We start from the raw sequence: 22135 nt of genomic DNA, 5'->3' as shown, positions 1-22135 counted from the left end.
TTTTAAAAATCAGGGTGCAAAGTTAAGGTTTTTTTATTAGTTCTAATTCGTATGTTCGGGAACCCGACCTTTGCCCGCATTTAAACCGAATGAATGACGAACCAGGTTCTCTTAGCAACAGGACCAGGGAGGCGGTAAAACTTAAAATTTCGTTAAATGATCATTTTTAAATATGCCGAACAGCTTGCCAGGTATATTCAACAGCAAAAAACCGCTGGAAAACAAATAGGGTTTGTACCCACCATGGGCGCCCTGCACAATGGCCATATTGCCCTCATTAACCAGTCAAAACAAACCACGGCAGTAACGGTTTGCAGCATTTTTGTAAACCCCACGCAGTTCAATAACCCCACCGATTACCAGTTATACCCCAATACCATTGAACGGGATATTATGAAGCTGGAAGCAGCCGGCTGCGACGCCCTGTTTCTGCCCTCCATAGCAGAAATGTACCCCCGGGGTACTACCGGCCTGGAGCACTATGACCTGGGTTACCTGGAAACTTTGCTGGAAGGGAAGTTCCGCCCCGGGCATTTCCAGGGCGTTTGCCAGGTCATGTTCCGGTTACTCAATATGGTGCAGCCGCATCAGTTATTCATGGGCCAGAAAGATTACCAGCAGTGTATGGTGGTAAGCCGGCTGCTTACATTAATGAAGTCCGGCATCCAACTGGTTACCTGCCCCACCCTGCGCGAACCCGACGGGCTTGCCATGAGCAGCCGCAATATGCGTTTGTCGCTCCATGACAGGCAATTAGCCACTACTATTTATCAATGTCTTGTGTTCATAAAACAGCAACTCAACCAGGGCGTATCCTGGCCTGTTATTAAAGAGCAGGCCGAAAAAATGCTCACCGATGTTGGTTTCCGGATCGATTATGTGGAACTGGCCGATGCCAAAACCCTGGAGCCTGTTACCGTCACTATACAGTCTTACCCGGGTGCCCGGGTGGCATTGATCGCCGCCTTCCTGCATGACGTGAGATTAATAGATAATATGTTGATGTAATTGTTATATTAAATTTACTAGCTTGCGCCCGTTTTATTTAAACAGAACAACAAGAACTACAGTATGCAAATTGAAATACTAAAATCGAAAGTACACCGCGCGGTGATCACGGAAGCTAACCTGAACTATGTAGGCAGCTTAACACTCGATGAAGACCTGATGGATGCGGCGAATATGATCGAAAATGAGAAAGTGCAAATTGTAAACGTCAATAACGGTACCCGTATTGAAACTTACCTCATAAAAGGCAAACGCGGCTCAGGCGTATGCTGTCTGAATGGTCCGGCTGCCCGCCAGGGCGCTGTAGGCGATATCGTGATTGTTATTTCCTACGCCATAATGGATTTTGAAGAAGCAAAAAAACACAAACCTTTCATTGTATTTCCCAAAGAAGGAAATAAGCTTTAATATATTGTCTTTTGAGGTAATATTCGCCTCTGATTAATGAAGTTACTGTTACAAGTTACAGGTTTCAGGTTATAGGGGAATTTGAACCTGTAACTTGCAAGCTGAAACCTGTAACTTTGAATTATAATCGCTCCATATGAATAAAAAAATTCTGAGCATATTACAGTATATCCTTTTCCTGGGACTCAGTATTTTTTTAGTGTGGTGGTCGGTGCGAAAAATTACAGACAAAGGCTGGGATGACATTAAGAATGCCTTCCGCAATGCTAACTACCTGCTTATTATCCCGGTAATGATCACCCTGTTACTAAGCCATTACAGCAGGGCGTTACGCTGGAAGATCTTAATGGAACCAATGGGCTACAAGCCCCGGCTTGCCAATGTGTACATGTCGGTGCTCATAGGCTATATGGCCAACCTGGCCGTTCCCCGGCTGGGCGAAGTACTTAAATGCACCATACTTGCCCGTTATGAAAAAGTACCTGCCGATAAACTGGTAGGCACCATTGTTGCCGAACGTGCTTTTGACGTGTTGTGCCTGGTACTGGTTATTTTAATCACCTTTTTTACCCAGGCCGATCTGATTGGCGGTTATCTCAACGATACGTTGAATACCATTGTGCGGTCAAAAACCAGTTCGCTCTCGGCAACCAAAATAATCATCCTGGTGGGTGTTTTGTTGCTGGGTATAACGGCAGTGGTGATAGTATTTAAAAAATTCTCCCACATTACCTTTATTCAAAAGATCAGGACCATTTTTGAAGGCATCTGGCATGGCATTACCAGCGTTCGGTACCTGAAAAATAAAGGCTGGTTTATATTCCATACCATTTTCATTTGGAGTATGTACCTGCTGAGTGTACAGATCGGTTTCTGGGCTATGAAGGAAACCGCGGTTTATTCCATTCCCAATGCATTATCGGTATTAACCATGGGCAGTTTGGCCATGATCGTTCCCGCGCCAGGTGGCGGAATTGGCGTGTATGCCTGGTTTGTACAAAACACCATGCTCATCTACGGGTTAAAAGAAACCATTGGGTTTGCCTTTGGCCAGTTGATGTGGTCGGTGCAATTCTTTTTTGCGCTGATCAGTGGTTTTATAGCCTTAAGCCTGTTGCCATATTTTAATAAAAACAGAATTCCGGTAAATGAGAAAAGCTGATATCATAAGCACAAGGGTTTGTACGCTGAATGAAGCAAAACATAGAATTGCGCAATGGCGGGTAACAGGAAAAACAGTTGCCTTTACCAACGGGGTATTTGATATCCTGCATCGCGGTCACATTTTTTCGCTTTCACAGGCCGCTGTAGAAGCTGACTATTTAATTGTTGGCTTGAACTCAGACGCCAGCACCAAACGCCTGAAAGGCGATAGCCGGCCGGTTAACGACGAACAATCAAGGGCCCTGGTACTGGCCGCGCTGTTAATGGTTGACATGGTGGTTATTTTTGAAGAAGACACACCGCTGAACCTCATTACTACCCTGCAACCAGATGTGCTGGTTAAAGGGGGCGATTATACGCTGGAACAGATCGTTGGCGCCAAAGAAGTGATGGAATCCGGAGGGAAAGTTATTATCAATTCTATTGTAGAAGGGTTCTCTACTACAGGCATTATTGCGAGGATGAGTTCCTAGTTCCGAGTTCTCATAACCTGGAACCTGGAACCTGAAACTGAATAACTACATACGGTGCATCCGTTCAACTTCCTGAACAATGCTTTCTATTTCGCGTTCGTCGCCCTGGGCGTCGTAGGGTTGTTTAAGATTGCTGCCGAAGAAAAAGGCAACCGTTTGCCAGGTTCTGGCGGTAAACCCACCTTTATATTCCTTGATGATCTCGTAGCAGTTATTACCGGTTTGCCGGTTAATGAGTTTCATCAATACTTTTCCCTGGTAAATCGACAATTGGCTTAATGGTTCCGCAAACTGTTTCTTCAACTCTTTTTCGCGGCTCTTGATATACGTTTTTTTATCACCGTCAGGCATATGGGCAATGTGCGCGTTAATGTCGTTCATAATGTCACCGGCCCGGCGGGCATACGGGTAACAAACATACACTGCATTGCGTAAACGCGTCCACTCCTGCCGTTTCTTCAATAAATGTTTGGGATAGGGAGCCTGTACCCAGGTCCATTCGAGGGTTTGCGCCGGCACATACTCGTTTCCAATTATCTGTGCAGGCACGGGAATTGTATCATTGGGGCCTAATTGGGGTAAAGGAATGGTATCTGGCGCCGTTTGGGCCCGGGCCGAACCAATTGATACCGCTACAATTGCCCAAACCGCAAATAAGATCCTGAATATTTTTCTTTTTTCAGTCATTCCAATGGTACTAATATAATACAAATTCCTTTGTAATAATAATTCCAGAAAGACAGAGAAAGTAACCCGGTTCGCTGCCACCCAATTCTTAAAAAATCTTTAAGAAAGTCAAAGGTACAATACGAATTATTCAGGGTAAATGGTTGGCTAATCCTGATTTGGATAAATAAGGTGAATCATTTATGATAAATGCGGGCGAAAGCTGAAAGGCAAAAGCCTAAAGCTGAAAGCCAGGCAATCATTGTATTTGCTTTTGGCTTTAAGCTTTGGGCTTTAGGCTCTTACATTTTAAACTATAATAACTTTATTCTGCGGATCATACTAATTACAAACCCAATGATCATCAGCACAGTTCCCAACCAAACCAGGTTAATAAAGGGGAACTGCAGCACTTTCAAAGCCAGGAATGGCGCCAGGCGCGATGATTCTTTTACACTGATCTCCAGGTGTTTGTCGTCGGTAACGCGGGTAAAGCCAATGGCCAGCCCTTCACTGTAAAGGGTATCCAGCATATACTGGGCGCCATTGTTGCGCACATAAAATACCGGCTTCGCCGTCAGCTTTTGCTGTTCCTTGGTAATAACCGTCAAATTGGCCATTAGCGCGGTATCCTTGCTGGTAAACCGGTGCTTTTCGTCGTGCGGATTTACGGTAACGCTATCCAGGATCATATATCCTTCAGAATAAAAGATGGTATCACCGGTTTTTACCACATGATTTCTAAACTGCGCCGTATCAGCACCTTCCTGCACCGAGCTGGCATGGTTCACATAGCTGAAAATATCTTTATGCAGGTAGTGTCTTGAATCGGGGTTGTTCGACATGCCCTCCTGGCCCTTGGTGTTCTTGATAAGGTCGGGATACAGGGAGAATTTGTCTTTTCCATCTTTCCGTTCCATATCAACCCTGAAGTAGGTCACCGTCTTTTTGGTGCTCACCGAATCCTTTACATAGGTAGCCCAGTAGGAGCCCATATCGGTTTTTATACCGCGGAAAAGGGTCAGGTTCTCAAAACCCTCTTTTGGCTTTTCAGGACCAAAATTCAACGGGTTAAAAGTGTTTACCGACAGAATTTCTTTTTTGGAAGAAGAAATGAGGATGCCCACCATTAGCAAGCCAAAACCCAGGTGCGCTACCGAGGCGCCGGCAGCTTTTAATTTACCATTCAGTCCGGTGAAAATATACCCGGCATTGGCGATCACGGCATATACTGCGGCAAACAGGGCCAGGTGAATGGCAGCGAGGAAGCCATAACCGTATTTGTTATAGTTTATATGACCAAAATAGCTGATGGAAGCCGACACCAGCACCGAAATGACAGTAGCCCACAACAGTTTTCTTGTAAAATACGCTTTTGACGTGTTCTTGTATTTGAGGTACTGGCTGATGGCGGTGAGCACACCAATTACCACCGCTACAAATACCTGGATGCGATTGTAAGGAAATTCCTTGTCTTCGCCGATCACCAGGTTGGTGCCAAACAATTTATTGAAAATGGGGAACGAAGTAGGAACAATAATGGCCATGGACGACAGGAACAGCACCAGCGAACCGATGAACATCCAGAACTCACGGCTGCTGAACTCTTCTTCCTTGGCTATATGCGGAATCTTTTTAAACCGCGCAGCAAACAGGCTGAGCGATCCAATGGCAAAGATCAGCACCCAGATGCGCATTTGCCAGTTAAGGCCCGAATCAACAAACGCGTGAACCGAGGTATCCTGCAAGTCGCCACTGCGGGTAAGATAGGTTGAGTATAATACCAGCAGAAAGCTCATGACGAAGAAAAAGTTGGTTGCCCGCAGCGAATGACCGGTTGAATTGTAAATAACCTGGGTATGAATACCGGCTACCATTACCAGCCAGGGTACCAGGGAGGCATTTTCAACCGGATCCCAGGCCCAGTAACCACCAAAGGTGAGGGATTCGTACGCCCAGGCGGCGCCCATCATAATACCCAAACCAAAGATGCCGCCCGAAAACAGCGACCAGGGCAGTGCCTGCTTTGTCCAGCTGCCAAAATCCTTCTTCCACATACCCGCAATGGCATAGGCAAAAGGAACAATGGTACTGGCATACCCCATAAACAGCACCGGCGGGTGAATAACCATCCAGTAATTCTGTAATAACTGGTTGAGACCATTTCCATTATGTATTTTCGGCAGGCTCAGGTAATTGTCGCCCTGGAAAATGGGCGCATCCTGAAATTGGTGGCGCGTTAATAAAAACGGACTGCTGCCCACTTTCACGTCAAACACATATACCCCGATTATAAGGGTGGCCAGGCAAAACTGGGCAAAGCTCATCACCGTCATTACAGGCGCTTCCCATTTTTTGGCGGTGGCTATTAAAACTATACCCAGTACCGACTGCCAGAGGGTCCATAACAAAAAAGCGCCCTCCTGCCCTTCCCAGATACTGCTGAGCAGGTATTTGGGGTTCAGGGTAATGTCGGAGTGGTTCCAGGCGTAAAAATATTCGTGATAATGATTGGCAATTATGTAGAAGATAATGCTGAATGTAGCCAGCACCGAACCGGCATTGACCAGAAAAGCAATGCGGGCCAGTTTTTTCCAGCTTTCGTGCTCGGGCTCCAAAGAGGCATTGGACGATTTAAAATAAGCTATACACGCTACCAATGACGCTACAAGGGAAAGCACTACCAGGAATTGTCCTAACTGACCGGGTAACAGGTGTTCACCGATATACTTCATTACAGGGTTTTAATTTTGAGCAGACAGGTTGTTCGCAGCAGCCTTTGGATCGTCTTTATACTTGGAAGGACATTTTATCAGGATCCCGTCTTTACGGGTAATTTCAAATACATTTCCCTGCATTTTTCCTTTCAGCACAATGCGGTCACTTTTCTCCATATCCATCGGCTTTTCAAAATAATACCGTACCTGTGCGCGGTTGCCCAGGGAGTCAACCACATAAAATTGGGTAAGATTGGGGTTTTTAGCGGGGTCGTACTCAACCGGAACTGCTGCCGATTTATCGAGTTTGGCGATCACGGTCACGGTTTTGCCTTCTTTCTGACGGGCTGAGGCCAGGGTTTCGTAGGTAGAAAGGTCGGCCATAAAGCTCAACAGGATCATAATACAGACCGCAATTCCAACCAGAATAACAATATGGATCTTTTTCATCTGAAATATTTATTGTAACGCCTTGACGGCGTGGCACATTTGGGTATTAACGCCGCAAAGTTAGGTCAAAATTGAATTGAGGGGTTCATAGATTTTATTTATAAAGTAAGGGGCATTGTTTATTAAGTGTTTCCATTTGGTTTTAACTTTCTGTTCCCAGTTCTCAGTTCCGAGTTCCAAGTTCCGAGTTCAGAGTTCCAGGTTCAGAGTTCAGAGTTCCGAGTTCAGAGTTCCAGGTTCAGAGTTCAGAGTTCCGAGTTCAGAGTTCCGAGTTCCAAGTTCCGAGTTCAGAGTTCCAAGTTCAGAGTTCCAAGTTCAGAGTTCACAAAACAAAGAACTGAGAACAGCGAACTGAACTATTAACTAACAAACGTCAGCTAACTTTTATAAATATTTTGCTACTATTCGTTCTCGAGCTAACTTGCACCCCGTTTTTTATTTTGTGATTATGACAGACCTATCGCACTTTGATCCCAACGCGGCAAGCAATCCCAACAATAATATTTTTGGTTTGCCCTTTACTGAAGAGGATGCCCGTTTGGTTATACTACCAGTTCCCTGGGAAGTTACCGTAAGCTATAATGCCGGTACTGCCCGGGCCGCCGACCATATTTTTAAAGCAAGTATGCACGTTGACCTTTTTGACCCTGAAACCAAAGATTCGTGGAAGCAGGGTTTTTATATGCGTCCGCCCGATAAAAAGGTGCTGCTGAAAAGTGACTACCTCCGCAAGGAAGCCGAGTTGTACATCGACTATATTTGTCATGGCGAAGTACTGGAGAAGAACCTCTTCATGTGCAAATCGCTGCGCGATATCAACGAAGGCGGCGGGTATTTGAACAAATGGGTGTACGAGCAATGCAAACAACTGCTCAACCGCGGTAAGCTGGTCTCCATCCTGGGTGGCGATCACAGTGTAGTGCTGGGCTTTTTCAAGGCAATGGCCGAACAGCATGGCGAATTTGGCGTACTGCAGATTGATGCCCATTGCGACCTGCGCGCTTCATACGAGCTGTTTACGTACAGCCATGCCAGTGTTATGTACAACGCCCTGAAAGAAATTCCTACCCTCACCCACCTGGTGCAGATAGGCGCCCGCGATTATTGCCAGGAAGAATGGGAATATATTCAGAACAACAAGGACCGGGTAATACCCTATTTTGATAAAGACATCAAAGAACGCCAGTTCGAAGGGGAAACCTGGAAACAGATAACCGACGAGATCGTTGGGAAATTGCCCGAAAAAGTGCTGGTAAGTTTTGATATTGATGGGCTTGATCCTAAATTGTGTCCCAATACAGGCACCCCCGTACAGGGCGGATTTGAAACCGAACAGATCTTTTACCTGTTAAAAAAGATTGTGCAAAGCGGTCGTAAATTTATTGGTTTCGATCTGGTTGAAATTGGTGTAGGCGACAACAATGAGTGGGATGCCAACGTGGGTGCACACATTTTATGGAGATTAGCCAATTTACTAGTGGCCAGTAATCAATAGCTGCAAGCCTCAGGCTGTAAGCTATAAGCCATCGCGGCGATGCTCCCTTATCAACCAGTTAACGTGTTAACCAGTCAACTGGTCAACCTATCAACCATGGTCTATCAATACGTTGTTACCCTTAAAAATCAAAATAACCGGTATATTGATATACTGGGGCTGTTGCTCAGTATTTTTTCAATAGTTTGTTTTACGCTTGAATTATTGCGGAGCCCCAATGTTAGCCTGGCGTACCTGCTAGGTGCTGTGGCCGTACTGGGCTTTGTTGTTTTCAACCTCACCCAGCAGGCTAAAAAACGAAAAGTATATTACAGCCGCGCCCTGCTTATTGCCGGACTGGTATGGATGAAAATGCCCTACTTCTCCTGGTTGTTGTTTGTTTTTGTAATGCTGGCCCTGCTCGAATACCAGGCAAAATATGCTACCGAGATCGGGTTCTCCGATAATGAAGTCGTCATCAACACCCTGTTCAAAAAAAGATATCTCTGGACCCAGTTCAGCAATATTGTTTTGAGAGATGGCTTAATTACCCTCGACTTCTCCAATAACCACATTCTGCAACGCGAAGTGGAAGACGATGAAGATGACGACGCCGATGAAGATGAGTTCAACGAATACTGCCATCATCAGCTGGTTAAACATCATAACGAAGCGCCTGGAGGATCGTGAATCGGCAATCGGCAATCGTGAAACGGCAAACGTGAAACGTGAAAGGGCTCGCGACGAAGTAATAATCCCTTCCTTTAACCCGTTTCCTCACTTCAACATTCTACATTCAACATTCGATATTCAACATTTCCCATTCCCTTTCTCATTTTTCATTTCACATTTCTCATTTTTAATTTCTTTCTTCCCTTTATCAACCCTATCAACTTTATCAACGCTATCAACCTCCCACTTGTTACCTCAAACGCCTCACTTTAATCCTCGTCAACTTGTCAACGCGTTAACCTGTTAACCTGTTAACCTGTTAACCTATTAACTTGTCAACTCCGTCAATCCTATCAACATGCACGTTTCTGCCAACGCAGCAATTCCCTGTACAACATTGATCATTAACGACTCCCGCTTGCTTTCTCCCAATTCCCTTACATTTGACAAAACGAACTACATGGATTTTCTTGCTGCCTTAAAAATCAGGGAACAAAACTCGGGCGTATCAACCGGTATAGGTTCCCTGCCTGCCCATGGCGAACAAATTGCCTCCCACTCACCCGTTGATGGTAAACTGATCGCCACGGTACAGGCTGCCGATAAAAACGATTATGAAACCGTTATAGCCAAAGCCCAGAGCGCCTTTCTGGAATGGCGTACCTGGCCGGCGCCCAAACGGGGTGAAATTGTTCGCCAGGTTGGCGAAGCATTGCGGGCCAATAAAGAAGCGCTGGGCAAACTGGTGTCGTACGAAATGGGTAAAAGCCTGCAGGAAGGGTATGGCGAAGTGCAGGAAATGATCGACATCTGTGATTTTGCGGTTGGCCTCTCCCGCCAGTTGTATGGCCTCAGCATGCACAGCGAACGTCCCGCCCACCGCATGTACGAACAATGGCATCCATTAGGCATTGTGGGCATTATTTCCGCCTTTAATTTCCCCGTTGCGGTTTGGAGCTGGAACAGCATGCTGGCCTGGATCTGCGGCAATGTGTGCATTTGGAAACCTTCGGAAAAAACGCCGCTGTGCGCCCTGGCCTGTCATAATGTTATTGCCGACGTGTTAAAACGCAACAATGTGCCCGATGGCGTAAACGGGCTGGTAATTGGCGGCCGTGCCGTAGGTGAATGGATGAGTGCCGATACGCGCGTTCCGCTGGTTTCGGCCACCGGTTCAACCCGTATGGGTAAAGCCGTGGGCGCTACCGTAGGCGCCAGGTTGGGCCGCGCCCTGCTGGAGCTGGGCGGCAACAATGCCATCATTATCTCCCAGCATGCCGATCTGGATATTGCCATCCGAGGTTCGGTTTTTGGCGCGGTAGGTACCGCAGGTCAGCGTTGCACCACCACGCGGCGGTTAATCATTCACGAAACGGTATACGATTCTATAAAAACCAAACTGGTGGCGGCCTATAAACAACTCAGCATAGGCGACCCGCTGGATGAGAACAACCACGTAGGTCCGTTGATAGACAAAGACGCCGTGGTAGGTTACCAGAAGGCGCTGGATGCCTGCAAAAAAGAAGGTGGAAGTTTTATTGTGGAAGGCGGGGTACTGGAAGGAAAAGGCTATGAAAGCGGTTGCTACGTAAAACCCTGTATTGCCGAGGTAGAGCCACATTTCAACATTGTACAGCAGGAAACCTTTGCGCCCATCCTGTATTTGATGAAATATAACACCATCGATGAGGCGATAGCTATTCAAAACGGGGTGCCACAGGGGTTATCATCGAGCATTATGACGCTGAACCTGCGGGAGGCGGAGCAATTCCTGTCGGCTAACGGCAGCGATTGCGGTATTGCCAACGTAAACATCGGTACGTCCGGGGCCGAGATCGGGGGCGCCTTCGGTGGCGAAAAAGAAACCGGCGGCGGCCGCGAAAGCGGCAGCGACGCCTGGAAAGCGTATATGCGCCGCCAAACAAATACGATAAATTATTCTACACAATTACCCTTGGCCCAGGGAATCAAGTTTCATGTTTAATTTGAAGTAAGACCTGTCAGGTGCACTTGCACATGCTGATTTCGCAAGATCACAATGTGCACCTGACAGGTCTTCATATACATCTTTCCCCTTATCCCAGCCATCCCAATCATCCCAACCACCCCAGTTCAGACAATATTCCCGCTATTTGAAACGTTACTACCTGTCTTTCAAGCTGAACCGGTATGAAGAAACTTTACGCACTGCTGTTATTGACATCGACCCTGTACTCTGCCAATGCCCAAATGCGGTTGGGAATTATAGGCGGTCCACAGTCTTCCTCAGTAAAAGAAACGAACTATCTACCGGAATGGAACAAAACCACCGAGCCCTTTTATACCAAAAGAAGCGGGCTGCACCTGGGTATTATCGGCGAAATTCCCCTGGGTTATACGAATAAATTCTTTTTTCAACCCGGGCTTATTTTTTCAAACAAGGGTAGAAAATTTGCCCGTTATTACGATACCAGCTCAGCAAAGACCGACACCCTGTATTACAGCAATAATTTCTACACAAACTATATTGATATGCCGCTGAACATAGCGGTTAAACTGCGTATGGGTAAGAAAAGCAATTTCCTTATCAGCGCAGGCCCGTACCTCTCGTTCTTTTATAGTGGCAAATCGAGCTGGGAAAAAAGAGATACCTCGCTGCACTTTAAACAGGACGAATCAAACATCCAGGTAGGAAAAAATACCGGGATGGTAAAAACATTCGATTTTGGGGTGAATGCCCGGGTGGGGTTTGAACTGGGCAACGTACTGCTTACCGGTTTCATTAGCCAGGGTTTGAGCAATTTTTATAAAGCCACCTATAATGGCACCTTTAAAAACCATGTCATTGGCGCTTCCCTTGGTTTTTGGCTGAACAAGAAAGTAGTATTAACCAACGATAAAGATGGTGACGGGGTGCCCGATAAAGCAGATGCCTGCCCCGACGTACCGGGTTCGGCCAAAGCTGGCGGTTGCCCCGATAAAGATGGCGATGGCGTTGCTGATGCCGTGGATAAATGTCCCGATGTGGCCGGGCTGGCGCGCGACCGCGGTTGTCCCATCCTTGACCGGGATAACGATACCGTTCTGGACGATGTTGACCAATGTCCCGATGTACCGGGCACCTTCAAATACCATGGCTGCCCCATCCCCGATACCGATGGCGATGGCCTGAACGATGAAGTGGATCTGTGTCCTGATAAAGCAGGCCCGGCGGAATTTAACGGCTGCCCCATCCCCGACACCGATGGCGATGGCGTGAACGATAAAGAAGACAAATGCCCCACTGTAGCGGGTACCGTGGCCAACAAAGGTTGTCCGGAGATCAAAAAAGAGATCGTTGAAAAAGTAAACTATGCCGCTAAAAAAATATTCTTTATAACCGGCAGCGACAAGATCGCATTGGAGTCGCACAGCGCGCTGAACAATGTAGTAGCTATCCTGCGTACAAATCCTACCCTGAAACTGTTGATAGAAGGGCATACGGACAACGTGGGCAAACCGGCCACCAACCTGATCTTATCGCAAAAACGTGCCGATGCCGTTAAAAACTACCTGGTTCAAAAAGGCCTTGACGCCAACCGGTTAGAAGCGAAAGGTTATGGCCAGGAAAAACCGGTTGATGACAACAGCACGCCGGCAGGCAGAGCAGCCAACCGCCGCGTTGAATTGCACCTGTCGCAGCAATAAGCATAAGGTACCGGGTACATTGCTTTTGCAAGGCCGGTCTTTACAAAATATTAAAACAAATTACCAGCCACTCATGTAATAACATACATGTGTGGCTTTTAATTTTATATTTTGTGGCTGATAAACAATGAACGTTTGTAAAGGCGGGGAAATCTTCAAATGTTAAGAATTAGTAAAAAACCAGATATTTGAGCCCCATATACCGTTAATAAACTTACGTTACGCATCTGTAAATCTGTAAAGAACAAAAACACTTGTAAATGAACAAACTGGTAAAAGTAGCAGGATTACTCACTGCCTTTGTGATTGCTGAACAAACTTCTTTTGCGCAGCAGGAGAAAACCTTTAAAACAGGCGCTGTGCCGAATGGATGGCATCTGCTCGATAACACCAAGGATGGGTATTATGGGATCAGCGTAAATAAAGCCTATGATTTCATTCACTCCAAGAACCTGAAAGGGAAGACCGTGCTGGTGGCGATCATCGATTCAGGCATCGATACCCTGCATGAGGACCTGAAAGACATTCTTTGGGTAAACCCCAAAGAGATCCCCGGTAATGGCATCGACGATGACGGAAACGGCTATGTGGATGACATTCACGGCTGGAACTTTATAGGCGGTAAAGATGGCAAGAACGTAAAACAGGATTCTTATGAAGGCGCCCGCGTTTACCATATGTTTAAAAGCAAATACGCCGATCAAAAGGTAGATACCACCAAAATGAGCCGGGATGAAAAAGACCAGTACAAAATGTGGTTGAAAGCCAAATCAAAAGTAGAAGGCGATGGTGGCGATGAACAGATCGATGTGGTTAGACTGAGAAAATATTTAACCACCGCCCAAAAAAGCGACAGCATTATTCGTGCAGGCATGGGTAAAGACACCTATACCGGCAACCAGCTGGATACCTTTAAAACCGAATCGCCCGAACAGAGTTCGGCCAAAGGCGCCCTGATGTTCCTTTTCAAGAACAACCAGATGATGGAAACCACCAACAAGGAGTTCCTGGATGGTTTTGACGAGTTTGTTAGCGGTGAAGAAAGAAAAGAAGAGGCAAAAACAAAAGCGCCTGAAGATTACCGTGGTAACGTTACCCACGATAATGAGCAGGACATCAACGACCGTAGCTACGGTAATGCCGATGTAATGGCATCTACCCCCTTCCATGGCACCCACGTGGCCGGGATCATTGGCGCCGAGCGCAACAATGGTAAAGGAATGGACGGCGTTGCCGATAACGTACGTATTATGATGATCCGTGCCGTGCCTGATGGCGATGAGCACGATAAAGATATTGCCCTGGCCATCCGCTATGCGGCCGATAACGGCGCCAAAGTGGTGAACATGAGCTTTGGTAAAGACTTTTCTCCCCAGAAAAAATGGATAGAAGATGCCGTTAGATATGCTGAAAGCAAAGGCGTATTACTGGTGCATGCAGCAGGTAACGACGCCAAAAACGTTGATACCGCCGACAATTTCCCTAACCCGGTCATGAAGGATACCCATAAAAAGGCTTCTAACTGGATCACGGTAGGCGCCAGCGGCGACCCCAATTCCGGTGGTTATACAGCCAGCTTCAGTAACTATGGTAAAAAACAGGTAGATGTGTTTGCACCCGGCGTTAAGATCTACTCGAGCATTCCCGGTGGCAATACCTATGGCATTGCCCAGGGTACCAGCATGGCCTGCCCGGTGGTAGTTGGTACCGCAGCCCTGTTGCTGGAATATTTCCCTTACCTCACGCCGCAGCAGTTGAAATACTGCATCATGAAATCGGCCCAGAACCCTGGCGTTAAAGTGAGCAAACCAGGTACCGACGAAGTAGTGAATATGAGCGAACTGTGCGTAAGCGGTGGCGTTATCAATGCCTACGAAGCTGCCAAGGTGGCTGCTACGCTTAATCCTACAGGTAAAAAGGTGGCTCCTAAAACAGTGTCGCCTAAGCCAACTATGAAGAATAAGAAAGGATAATTTTTTCTAAATTATAAGACCAGGGTACACATAGAGGCATATTGCCAACATGTGTACCCTTTTTGTTTCCGGTTACCGGGAAACTGGCAACCGGAAACCGGTAACTGGTAACTTTTTCCTATTTTTAGAAAAATAGAAAGTATGGTGACCAGAAAAGACATTGCCGTACCTGATTTTTTCAAAACCTATATCAATGCCCTGCAGGAAGACAATTTGCAGGAGGCATTGGCCAACAACACCCGCCGGTTTAGAAAACTCCTGAAACAGATCCCACACAAAAAGATCAACTTTGCCTATGCGGAAGGCAAATGGACGATCAAGGAATTGCTGCAGCACATCATTGATTCCGAGCGGGTATTTATCTACCGGGCACTCACCTTTGCCCGTCACGACCCGGCGCTCCTGCCTGGTTTTGACGAGAACAACTGGGCCATAGCGGCCAAAGCCCCCAAACGCAAATGGAACGAGCTGGTAGAAGAATTCAAAGCCCTGCGCACGGCCAATGAACTGTTCCTGAATTCGCTCGATGATGACCAGTTACTGCAAACCGGGTCGGCCAATAACAACCAGATCAGCGTTGCCGGACTGGCCTTTGTTTGTGCAGGCCATGTTGCCCATCACATACGCATCATTCGCGAAAGATACCTGGGCGATCAACCTGCCAGAAAAGAGAAGGAAAAAGTAAAGGCAAAGATCATTAAGAAGAAAAAGAAAAAAGCCGGAGCCAAAACGAAGGTGAAGCAACACAGGGCGTGAGTAGTGAGCAGTTAGTAGTCAGTGGTGAGTAGTCAGTAGTGAGTAGTCAGTAGTGAGTGGGCTCGCGCAACTGTTGAGGTTAATAACTAACTTGCGGCGCCAAAAATTATTTGCCTTTTGCCTTTTGCCTTTTGCCTTTTGCCTTTTGCCTTTTGCCTTTTGCCTTTTGCCTTATTGCCTTTTGCCTTATTGCTTATGCATCTTCTTAATGCTCTCCGTAAACATATAATACAAGGATTGCAGAGCCGGATGCGGTTGTAAAAGCGCCAGGTGTTTTTGAATAGTGGCTTCGTCGTTACGTACAGCCGGGCCGGTTTGCACAGCCGCCGGTTCGTAATCATGCAGCCGTTCGGCCACTGAAGTAATCAACGGTAACAACATATTGAAATCAACATGCTCCTGCAAACAGTATGCTTTTGCAAGGGCATATAAATGATTGGTGAAGTTACTTACCATAACAGCCGCTATATGCAGTTTCAGCCGTTCTTCATCACCGGCCTGCTGTACCTGGTTACTGATGGAACTGGCAAACTCGGTAATAAGGGCCAGGTCATCTTCAGTATTGCCATCTACTAAAAATGGAATATCAGGTAATTCATTCAACTCGCTGCGGAGGCTTTGCAGCGGATACAGCACCCCATAGTTCTTACTGCAGGCGCTCAACACATTTTTTGAAACCGCCCCGGCGGTATGCACCACCAGTTTATTATTCAGCTGTAGCTGGGAGGCAACAGCGGCCACCGCGGTGTCGCTTACAGCCAGCACATACAGATCGGCATTGGAGTTCACATGCTGCAGACCGGTGGTGAACGAGGCAGACAAAGCATCGGCCAGTTCTTCAGCATGCAATTGATTTCTTCCGCAAACCTGCACAATTTCATGGTCTGCTGCCAAAAACCTTTTTCCCAGTATAGTTGCCACGTTTCCTGTACCGATAATAACTATTCGCAAGCTGAGTTATTTTTATTTAAAGTTATTTAGTTTTTACTTGTTTTCATTTGGTGGATTTACTTCGACATTCAACATTGAACATTCAATATTCTTAACTGTTCTTTCCTTCAAGCATTGGCACAAACGAAAAATTGTCGAATAATTCTTCTGTTACACTACCATCGCGTTGTTTGGTAAGGCGTAACATCCGTTGAATGTTGCCCTCGCCTACCGGTATTACCATTTTGCCACCTGGTTTTAACTGGTCTATCAGTTTAGGTGGAATGTAGGGGGCGGCCGCCGTAACAATCACCTTGTCAAAAGGTGCGTACGTGGGCAGGCCTTCATACCCATCGCCATAAAAGTATTTAATGTTGGGATATTTGCTTCTCAACACAAAACCGCGGTGTTCTTCATACAACTTTTTCTGCCGCTCAATAGTATACACCTGGGCCTGCATTTCGCCCAGTACAATTGCCTGGTATCCACTACCCGTACCAATTTCAAGCACTTTTTCGTACGGCTTTACTTCCAGTAACTGGGTTTGATAGGCCACCGTATATGGTTGTGAAATGGTTTGACCTTCTGCAATAGGAAAAGCCCGGTCTTCATAAGCGACCCTGTCTAAAGCTGAATCGAGGAAATAATGCCGGGGAATCTGTAATATGGCTGTCAGCACCCGTTCGTCGGTAATGCCTTTCTGTTTTAATTGATCAACGAGTTGTTTACGCAATCCTTTATGCCGGTAAGTATCTTCAAACGTTCTCATTTCGGTACAAAGATAGTTTAATTGTGGTTAAAGAGGGGCAGTGGTGGTGGAAAGAAAGTCACCTGGAAGACAAGGCAGACGGTCTCGGCTAAGCCGAGAGCTGACGCAGAAAGAAAAACGCTTAACACAATACTGCGCTAAGCGTTTTATACTAAATAATTTCTGCTATGTATTTTTTGTCTGCCGTCTGCCTTCTGCCGTTTGCCAGCTTATTACAGCTCCCCTCTGGAAGCAGTATACAACTCATACCAATCCTGGTGATCGAGGTCAATAGAAAAGGCATTGGCAATATTGCGGATCCTTTGCTCATTAATGGTGCCTATTAATGGCAATGCGCCTAATTTAACCAGCCAGGCAACAGCAAGGGATTCTATATCAGCATTGTATTTTTTACCCAATACTTCCAGGGTAGAACGCACTTTCACCGCCTGCGCATCGGTGCCATTGGCAATACGGCCTGCAGCCAGCGGTGCTGAAGCCAGCGGACGCATATAGCGCTGTTTTATATAATCCAGCTGACCATTGTCAAGGGCCGACGTGTTCAGCAGGTTCAATTCAATATGATTGGTAACAATAGGCGTGCGTAATAAAGAAGCCAGTAACTGATGTTGAAACACGGTGAAATTCATCACCCCGATGTTCTTCACTTTGCCACTTTCTTTAAGGCGTTGTAAAGCCAGAGCGGTTTCTTCCACATTCGATAATGGGTCGAGGTGATTGAGCAGAAAAATATCTATATAATCTGTTCGTAATTTCCGCAGTGAATTATCTACGCTTTTAAGAATATGCGCGGCAGACGTGTTGTAATGTTTAATACGTACTTCAGGCTCTTCGGCATTGGGCGAAACAAACCCGCATTTAGAAAACAATACAATGTCTTCCCGTTTAAACGACTTGCGGTTAATCAGCTTGCCAAACAGTTCTTCACATTGGTAATTGCCATACATATCAGCATGATCGAACGTATTAATGCCCAGTTCCAGACACAGGTTAACGATCTTTTCCATGGTTTGGGCGGCATCGCCTGTTACTTCATTCCATCTGTAAAAACCATAAATAGCTGGTGATACTTTGGGTCCCGAATCGCTGAGATAAATTTTTTCCATGCTGATAGCTGTTTTCTTTAAACACAATAATCGGGATTAAATGAATAAAAAACAAACGGGCAGCCCCATTAATTGGATCTGCCCGTTTTATTTAATTTATATCCTCTTTATTGATATACAACCACCAGTTTGGGGTGTTTGTCGGGATAAGCCTGGTTACGGCTCGATACAAAAATGCGGCTGTTGTAGTAATTCTCAGTTTGTAATCTAAGCATCCAGCCATAGTTGGCGTTATTGCTTACCATAGTGGCAACATGGCTTTTTACATCGAGTGCCAGATCCAACTGACCCTGAGGCGCCTGTGCTACGGTAATTTGAGTACCTGTATTTACGGCAGGTGGATTAAACCAGTTGATTGAACTGGTTGTCCAGGGTGCAGTAATTTGTTGCAGTAAGGCAGTATTAGCCGAGCCATAGTTCGCATCTACCATATTACCTGTAGCAGGATTGATCGCAGAATACAGGTACAGAGTTGCGCTTTTAACAGTTGCGCTGGCTGGGATGCTGCTCAGATCGAATTTCAAAATGCCTCTGAGGTTATACGTGCCGCCACCGGATGTCCAGGCATCGGCGTCAATAGAATTGCCAGCTATTCCGGAGGCATCATTACCAAGCAAGTTCACCAGTTGATATTCGCCTGCGTTATTGTTAGGTTGCAGCACCAGCGTTTTGGGACCATTATAAACGATCGTCATGGTATCAACACCGGTAGCGCCTTTGTTATCGGTTACCATTAACTGGAACACATAGCTACCTGATGTATTGAATTTGATGGTAGTGGCAGCAGATCCGGGATTCACGATGTTGGCATTAACCGGGCCTGAAACCTGGCTCCACAGGTAAGCTACTACGTTTCCATCGGCATCGGTACCTTTTCCGGTAACCACAGCCGAATCGGTAGTAGAAACTGTTGCAGAAGGACCCGCATCGGCTACAGGCACTTTATTCTCTACAAAATCATTATCTTTTTTACAACTTGCCACGGTAAGAACAAGTGCAAGGGCTGCTAATGCAAGGCGATTGAGGGTCATATACGTTCAACTTTTAATGTTATAATTTTAACATGCAAAGAAAACACACAAATTGCTGATTTGCAAATCATATGACACCTTTTTAATAAACGTGCAGTTTTAGCCGATAACTGTGCAGAAAACGGTTATAGCCGTGTAAACATAATTTTTACACAAACATAGCTTCCTCTACAAGGTCCGCCTCAAGCGTTCTGATTGCCTTTTCCCTTTCCATCGTTTCTACCGGCACTGTTACCGGCTTTTGGCCAACAAACACCCAGGTAAGCGCCAGCGCCACTACCAGTAACCCAATGCTTATCCAGATTACTTCATGAATACCAAACCGGGTTATGATCAATCCCCCCAAAAAGGTTCCCAGCGTTACGCCGGCATTACCAAACGACACCATTAAACTGGCAGCCAGTTCGGGCGCTTCCGGCGCTTCGGATGTACTTCGGGTTTGACCAATCAAAAACCCTCCGGTATGAATAAAACCCCAGATGCCGATTATGGCCGTCATAGGTACAAATATGCCACCGAATGTATAAGCCAGCATATGTACTGCAATTAATGACAACAGGAAAAAGCGGGTGGTCAACAAAACATTCTTACTCAAGGCCAGTCCGGTAACCCAGTTGCCGGCAATACCGGTGGCGCCAAACAACAACAGCATCATACTGATCTCTTTCCCATTCATCTGGCTGATCTTTCCCAGGTATTCGGCCAGGTAACTATAGGTGGCAAAGATGCCCGCAATCATAATCATAGTAGCCACCAGGTTCACCCACATTTGTCCTTTTTTCAGGATCACCAGCTGGCTTTTTACGGATTGTTTTTCTACTACCGGCATGGATGGTACAAAGGCCAGCAGGGCCGCAAAGGCAATCAGGTTAATAATGCCTGATACTATAAAGGATGCCTGCCAGTTAATTAAATCAGCTACATACGTGGTAATGGGCACCCCCAATACGGTGGCTACGCTTAGCCCCGCCAGTACTACCGACACCGCCTTAGGCGCATCTTTTGGTTCAACCTGTTTTGAGGCGGCTACAGTTGCCACCGCCCAGAACACCGGGTGCAGGAATGCGGGCAGGATCCGGGCTATCATCAGCACCGTGAAATTGGGCGAGATGGCCGATAATATATTAGACAGCACAAAGGTTAACAGCACTAAACACATCATCCATTTTCGGTTAATTTTAGATGTTAGCAACACCGAAAAGGGCCCGGTGAGCGCAATGGTCAACGCAAAACCACTTAGCAGCCAGCCGGCAGTGTCAATAGACACCTGAAAATGTTTGGCAATGGCGGGCATAATACCAATAATGCCAAATTCGGTGGTGATAATGCCGAATGCCCCCAACGCCATAATGTAGATCGACTTCTTCATAGATTCAATTATTGAAATGTTTCGATATATTAGAAAATAGGATTCCCGTACTGCATGGTTATGCAGCCAGACCCTTTGGTTCGTGTGTTTGCTTACTGAAAACTTACTCTTTACGCTTTAAAAGCGGTAAGAAAGGCAATGTAATCGTTGAGTACTTCCTGGTTTAAATTATACTTGAGGTTGCGGCCTTCTTTTTCAGGGATCAGCAGCTCGGCCTCCACCAGTTGTTTTAAGTGATGGGATACAGATGGCTGGGCAAGGTCCAGAAAATCATGTATTTCTGAACAATACAACGTGTCGTCGCATTTCTTCCTGAATTTCTCCAGAATGCGCAAACGGTGCGGGTCGCTCAGCGCCCGGGATACCTTCTCAAATTTTTTACTATCCATACCTGCCTCCTTTAATAACACCACAAAGATAAATAGATACATCGAAATATTTCGATGTATTTTTTGTTAAATAAAAGAAAAGCTGGTTGCCGTTTACCAGTCGCCGGTTACCGGGGCTGAAATTTGAGACTCATAAATATTTTGAGGGGCTGTTTTCCCGGTAACCGGAAACAGATTACCGGGAACCGGAAACTAGTAACCTGGAACTTGGAACTTGTAACGGAACCACTACCACTCCCCCTTTAGGGGGCTGCGGGGTATAAAAAAGAGCCACCCATGTATACACAGGGTGGCCCTCTCCCCTCCGGGTTACCGGGAATCTATGGGATGAAGCAGAACCTTAACAACACTACGTGTTGCCTTAACAAAATATCTTTTATTTGATCTTTCTGTCTTTCAGGTATTGCGTAAACACCAGGTGAATAATTTTCATATAGTCTACGCCAAAAAACGAACTGATACTAACGATCTCCTGCACGGTAAGGTCATCAACTTCTGTAGTAAGGCGGGTTATTCGTGGATTATTGGTATGAAGGTGTTTTCCTAACGGACTCTTGGGCATATAATTGAAGATTTGCCTGAATTCGGTTATATGTCCGGTTTCGATCATGAACCTGATGCTTTCATATCGTTTATCCATACTCATTATCCAAAATAAAACAGAAATAGTGATTAAATCGCCGAAATCACCTTTTCGTAGTTTAATTGTACCAAACGAATATAGATATGTTCAATTCTGTACTTTTTTGTTTACAACGGCATAGTCAAAGCGCTGTACCAATTGGTTACCGGGCCGCCTTCTTACCGGGTCTTGTTCGCTTGTTCTCATCCTTTAAAGCCAGGTTCACCAGCACCTTTGTTTCAACACCTATGGCCCTGGCTATTTTCGATAATTCTATTAATTTAAATTCAAGGGGCTCGTTGATAAGCCGGGTAAAGCGGTTATTGTTGGTCTTTAGCTCACGGCTAACCACCGACTTGGGAATGTAATCAAAGATTTGTTCAATCGTTTTAATCTCTCCTTTTTCAATAAAAATACGGGCAACATTATAGCGATTATCTTTGTCCATGATGTCAAAAATCCTGATAATGTTTCATACTAAAGCATAATAGG

Annotated in this window: 21 protein-coding genes; 10 read left to right on the top strand and 11 right to left on the bottom strand. The window is 46.0% G+C overall.

What is annotated here, in order from left to right; all coding sequences use genetic code 11:
• Nucleotides 1-156: 156 nt before the first annotated feature.
• From panC to rfaE2, 4 genes are all read left to right on the top strand, one after another.
• A complete protein-coding gene (panC, locus tag NIAKO_RS07495) occupies nt 157-1008 on the top strand; it encodes a pantoate--beta-alanine ligase (RefSeq protein ID WP_014217809.1) in 852 nt (283 codons plus the stop codon).
• Between the two features lie 63 nt (nt 1009-1071).
• Nucleotides 1072-1416, top strand: a complete 345-nt coding sequence (panD, locus tag NIAKO_RS07490) for an aspartate 1-decarboxylase (protein WP_014217808.1) — start codon at nt 1072-1074, stop codon at nt 1414-1416.
• Nucleotides 1417-1552: 136 nt separating this feature from the next.
• Nucleotides 1553-2578 (top strand): lysylphosphatidylglycerol synthase transmembrane domain-containing protein, encoded by a 1026-nt coding sequence (locus tag NIAKO_RS07485; protein ID WP_014217807.1) that lies wholly within the window; start codon nt 1553-1555, stop codon nt 2576-2578.
• Nucleotides 2565-3053 (top strand): D-glycero-beta-D-manno-heptose 1-phosphate adenylyltransferase, encoded by a 489-nt coding sequence (gene rfaE2, locus NIAKO_RS07480; protein WP_014217806.1) that lies wholly within the window; start codon nt 2565-2567, stop codon nt 3051-3053. The genes NIAKO_RS07485 and rfaE2 overlap by 14 nt, the downstream gene beginning before the upstream one ends.
• A gap of 45 nt (nt 3054-3098) precedes the next feature.
• Here rfaE2 and NIAKO_RS07475 read toward each other — a convergent pair whose 3' ends face one another.
• From NIAKO_RS07475 to NIAKO_RS07465, 3 genes are all read right to left on the bottom strand, one after another.
• Nucleotides 3099-3740 (bottom strand): DUF4294 domain-containing protein, encoded by a 642-nt coding sequence (locus tag NIAKO_RS07475; RefSeq protein ID WP_014217805.1) that lies wholly within the window; start codon nt 3738-3740, stop codon nt 3099-3101.
• A 293-nt stretch (nt 3741-4033) separates the two neighbouring features.
• Nucleotides 4034-6454 (bottom strand): cytochrome c biogenesis protein CcsA, encoded by a 2421-nt coding sequence (gene ccsA / locus NIAKO_RS07470; RefSeq protein ID WP_014217804.1) that lies wholly within the window; start codon nt 6452-6454, stop codon nt 4034-4036.
• Between the two features lie 9 nt (nt 6455-6463).
• Nucleotides 6464-6886 carry a cytochrome c maturation protein CcmE domain-containing protein gene (locus NIAKO_RS07465; protein WP_014217803.1) on the bottom strand — a complete coding sequence of 141 codons (423 nt, stop codon included), beginning with the start codon at nt 6884-6886 and terminating at the stop codon, nt 6464-6466.
• 448 nt (nt 6887-7334) lie between these two features.
• Between NIAKO_RS07465 and NIAKO_RS07460 the strand changes: the two genes are divergently transcribed.
• The 6 genes from NIAKO_RS07460 to NIAKO_RS07435 all read left to right on the top strand — a co-directional run bounded on the left by NIAKO_RS07460 (nt 7335) and on the right by NIAKO_RS07435 (nt 15427).
• Nucleotides 7335-8381, top strand: a complete 1047-nt coding sequence (locus NIAKO_RS07460; RefSeq protein WP_014217802.1) for an agmatinase family protein — start codon at nt 7335-7337, stop codon at nt 8379-8381.
• A 96-nt stretch (nt 8382-8477) separates the two neighbouring features.
• A complete protein-coding gene (locus tag NIAKO_RS07455; RefSeq protein ID WP_041346478.1) occupies nt 8478-9050 on the top strand; it encodes a hypothetical protein in 573 nt (190 codons plus the stop codon).
• A 442-nt stretch (nt 9051-9492) separates the two neighbouring features.
• On the top strand, nt 9493-11016 hold the full coding sequence (gene amaB, locus NIAKO_RS07450; RefSeq protein WP_041348176.1) for an L-piperidine-6-carboxylate dehydrogenase: 1524 nt from the start codon (nt 9493-9495) through the stop codon (nt 11014-11016).
• 185 nt (nt 11017-11201) lie between these two features.
• A complete protein-coding gene (locus tag NIAKO_RS36480) occupies nt 11202-12698 on the top strand; it encodes an OmpA family protein (RefSeq protein ID WP_014217799.1) in 1497 nt (498 codons plus the stop codon).
• Between the two features lie 260 nt (nt 12699-12958).
• Nucleotides 12959-14671, top strand: coding sequence for a S8 family peptidase (locus NIAKO_RS07440; RefSeq protein WP_014217798.1), 1713 nt, complete (start codon nt 12959-12961; stop codon nt 14669-14671).
• Nucleotides 14672-14812: 141 nt separating this feature from the next.
• A complete protein-coding gene (locus NIAKO_RS07435; protein ID WP_014217797.1) occupies nt 14813-15427 on the top strand; it encodes a DinB family protein in 615 nt (204 codons plus the stop codon).
• 186 nt (nt 15428-15613) lie between these two features.
• On the opposite strand, the gene NIAKO_RS07430 is transcribed toward NIAKO_RS07435, so the two are convergent.
• From NIAKO_RS07430 to NIAKO_RS07395, 8 genes are all read right to left on the bottom strand, one after another.
• A complete protein-coding gene (locus NIAKO_RS07430; protein WP_014217796.1) occupies nt 15614-16378 on the bottom strand; it encodes a Rossmann-like and DUF2520 domain-containing protein in 765 nt (254 codons plus the stop codon).
• A gap of 91 nt (nt 16379-16469) precedes the next feature.
• Nucleotides 16470-17126 (bottom strand): protein-L-isoaspartate(D-aspartate) O-methyltransferase, encoded by a 657-nt coding sequence (locus NIAKO_RS07425; RefSeq protein WP_014217795.1) that lies wholly within the window; start codon nt 17124-17126, stop codon nt 16470-16472.
• A gap of 212 nt (nt 17127-17338) precedes the next feature.
• A complete protein-coding gene (locus NIAKO_RS07420) occupies nt 17339-18232 on the bottom strand; it encodes an aldo/keto reductase (RefSeq protein WP_014217794.1) in 894 nt (297 codons plus the stop codon).
• A gap of 107 nt (nt 18233-18339) precedes the next feature.
• Nucleotides 18340-19263, bottom strand: coding sequence for a DNRLRE domain-containing protein (locus NIAKO_RS07415; RefSeq protein WP_014217793.1), 924 nt, complete (start codon nt 19261-19263; stop codon nt 18340-18342).
• Between the two features lie 148 nt (nt 19264-19411).
• Nucleotides 19412-20632, bottom strand: coding sequence for an MFS transporter (locus NIAKO_RS07410; RefSeq protein WP_014217792.1), 1221 nt, complete (start codon nt 20630-20632; stop codon nt 19412-19414).
• 110 nt (nt 20633-20742) lie between these two features.
• Nucleotides 20743-21063 carry an ArsR/SmtB family transcription factor gene (locus NIAKO_RS07405; RefSeq protein WP_014217791.1) on the bottom strand — a complete coding sequence of 107 codons (321 nt, stop codon included), beginning with the start codon at nt 21061-21063 and terminating at the stop codon, nt 20743-20745.
• A 334-nt stretch (nt 21064-21397) separates the two neighbouring features.
• On the bottom strand, nt 21398-21661 hold the full coding sequence (locus NIAKO_RS07400) for a hypothetical protein (RefSeq protein ID WP_014217790.1): 264 nt from the start codon (nt 21659-21661) through the stop codon (nt 21398-21400).
• A 145-nt stretch (nt 21662-21806) separates the two neighbouring features.
• Nucleotides 21807-22091 carry a hypothetical protein gene (locus NIAKO_RS07395; protein ID WP_014217789.1) on the bottom strand — a complete coding sequence of 95 codons (285 nt, stop codon included), beginning with the start codon at nt 22089-22091 and terminating at the stop codon, nt 21807-21809.
• Nucleotides 22092-22135: the final 44 nt, after the last annotated feature.

Origin of the sequence: Niastella koreensis GR20-10 (genome assembly GCF_000246855.1) — a bacterium.
GTDB lineage: Bacteria > Bacteroidota > Bacteroidia > Chitinophagales > Chitinophagaceae > Niastella > Niastella koreensis.
Note: the sequence above shows the minus strand (reverse complement) of the source record. Positions and strands in the feature narration are given on the sequence as shown.

What these genes read in the sequence shown, in the direction of transcription:
- NIAKO_RS07400 (WP_014217790.1), bottom strand. Translation starts at nt 21,661, where the DNA reads ATGGATAAACGATATGAAAGCATCAGGTTCATGATCGAAACCGGACAT.
- NIAKO_RS07460 (WP_014217802.1), top strand. Translation starts at nt 7,335, where the DNA reads ATGACAGACCTATCGCACTTTGATCCCAACGCGGCAAGCAATCCCAAC.
- rfaE2 (WP_014217806.1), top strand. Translation starts at nt 2,565, where the DNA reads ATGAGAAAAGCTGATATCATAAGCACAAGGGTTTGTACGCTGAATGAA.
- NIAKO_RS07425 (WP_014217795.1), bottom strand. Translation starts at nt 17,126, where the DNA reads ATGAGAACGTTTGAAGATACTTACCGGCATAAAGGATTGCGTAAACAA.
- NIAKO_RS07420 (WP_014217794.1), bottom strand. Translation starts at nt 18,232, where the DNA reads ATGGAAAAAATTTATCTCAGCGATTCGGGACCCAAAGTATCACCAGCT.
- NIAKO_RS07410 (WP_014217792.1), bottom strand. Translation starts at nt 20,632, where the DNA reads ATGAAGAAGTCGATCTACATTATGGCGTTGGGGGCATTCGGCATTATC.
- NIAKO_RS07455 (WP_041346478.1), top strand. Translation starts at nt 8,478, where the DNA reads ATGGTCTATCAATACGTTGTTACCCTTAAAAATCAAAATAACCGGTAT.
- NIAKO_RS07395 (WP_014217789.1), bottom strand. Translation starts at nt 22,091, where the DNA reads ATGGACAAAGATAATCGCTATAATGTTGCCCGTATTTTTATTGAAAAA.
- NIAKO_RS07440 (WP_014217798.1), top strand. Translation starts at nt 12,959, where the DNA reads ATGAACAAACTGGTAAAAGTAGCAGGATTACTCACTGCCTTTGTGATT.
- NIAKO_RS07475 (WP_014217805.1), bottom strand. Translation starts at nt 3,740, where the DNA reads ATGACTGAAAAAAGAAAAATATTCAGGATCTTATTTGCGGTTTGGGCA.
- panC (WP_014217809.1), top strand. Translation starts at nt 157, where the DNA reads ATGATCATTTTTAAATATGCCGAACAGCTTGCCAGGTATATTCAACAG.
- NIAKO_RS07465 (WP_014217803.1), bottom strand. Translation starts at nt 6,886, where the DNA reads ATGAAAAAGATCCATATTGTTATTCTGGTTGGAATTGCGGTCTGTATT.
- NIAKO_RS07435 (WP_014217797.1), top strand. Translation starts at nt 14,813, where the DNA reads ATGGTGACCAGAAAAGACATTGCCGTACCTGATTTTTTCAAAACCTAT.
- amaB (WP_041348176.1), top strand. Translation starts at nt 9,493, where the DNA reads ATGGATTTTCTTGCTGCCTTAAAAATCAGGGAACAAAACTCGGGCGTA.
- ccsA (WP_014217804.1), bottom strand. Translation starts at nt 6,454, where the DNA reads ATGAAGTATATCGGTGAACACCTGTTACCCGGTCAGTTAGGACAATTC.
- NIAKO_RS07415 (WP_014217793.1), bottom strand. Translation starts at nt 19,263, where the DNA reads ATGACCCTCAATCGCCTTGCATTAGCAGCCCTTGCACTTGTTCTTACC.
- panD (WP_014217808.1), top strand. Translation starts at nt 1,072, where the DNA reads ATGCAAATTGAAATACTAAAATCGAAAGTACACCGCGCGGTGATCACG.
- NIAKO_RS07405 (WP_014217791.1), bottom strand. Translation starts at nt 21,063, where the DNA reads ATGTATCTATTTATCTTTGTGGTGTTATTAAAGGAGGCAGGTATGGAT.
- NIAKO_RS36480 (WP_014217799.1), top strand. Translation starts at nt 11,202, where the DNA reads ATGAAGAAACTTTACGCACTGCTGTTATTGACATCGACCCTGTACTCT.
- NIAKO_RS07485 (WP_014217807.1), top strand. Translation starts at nt 1,553, where the DNA reads ATGAATAAAAAAATTCTGAGCATATTACAGTATATCCTTTTCCTGGGA.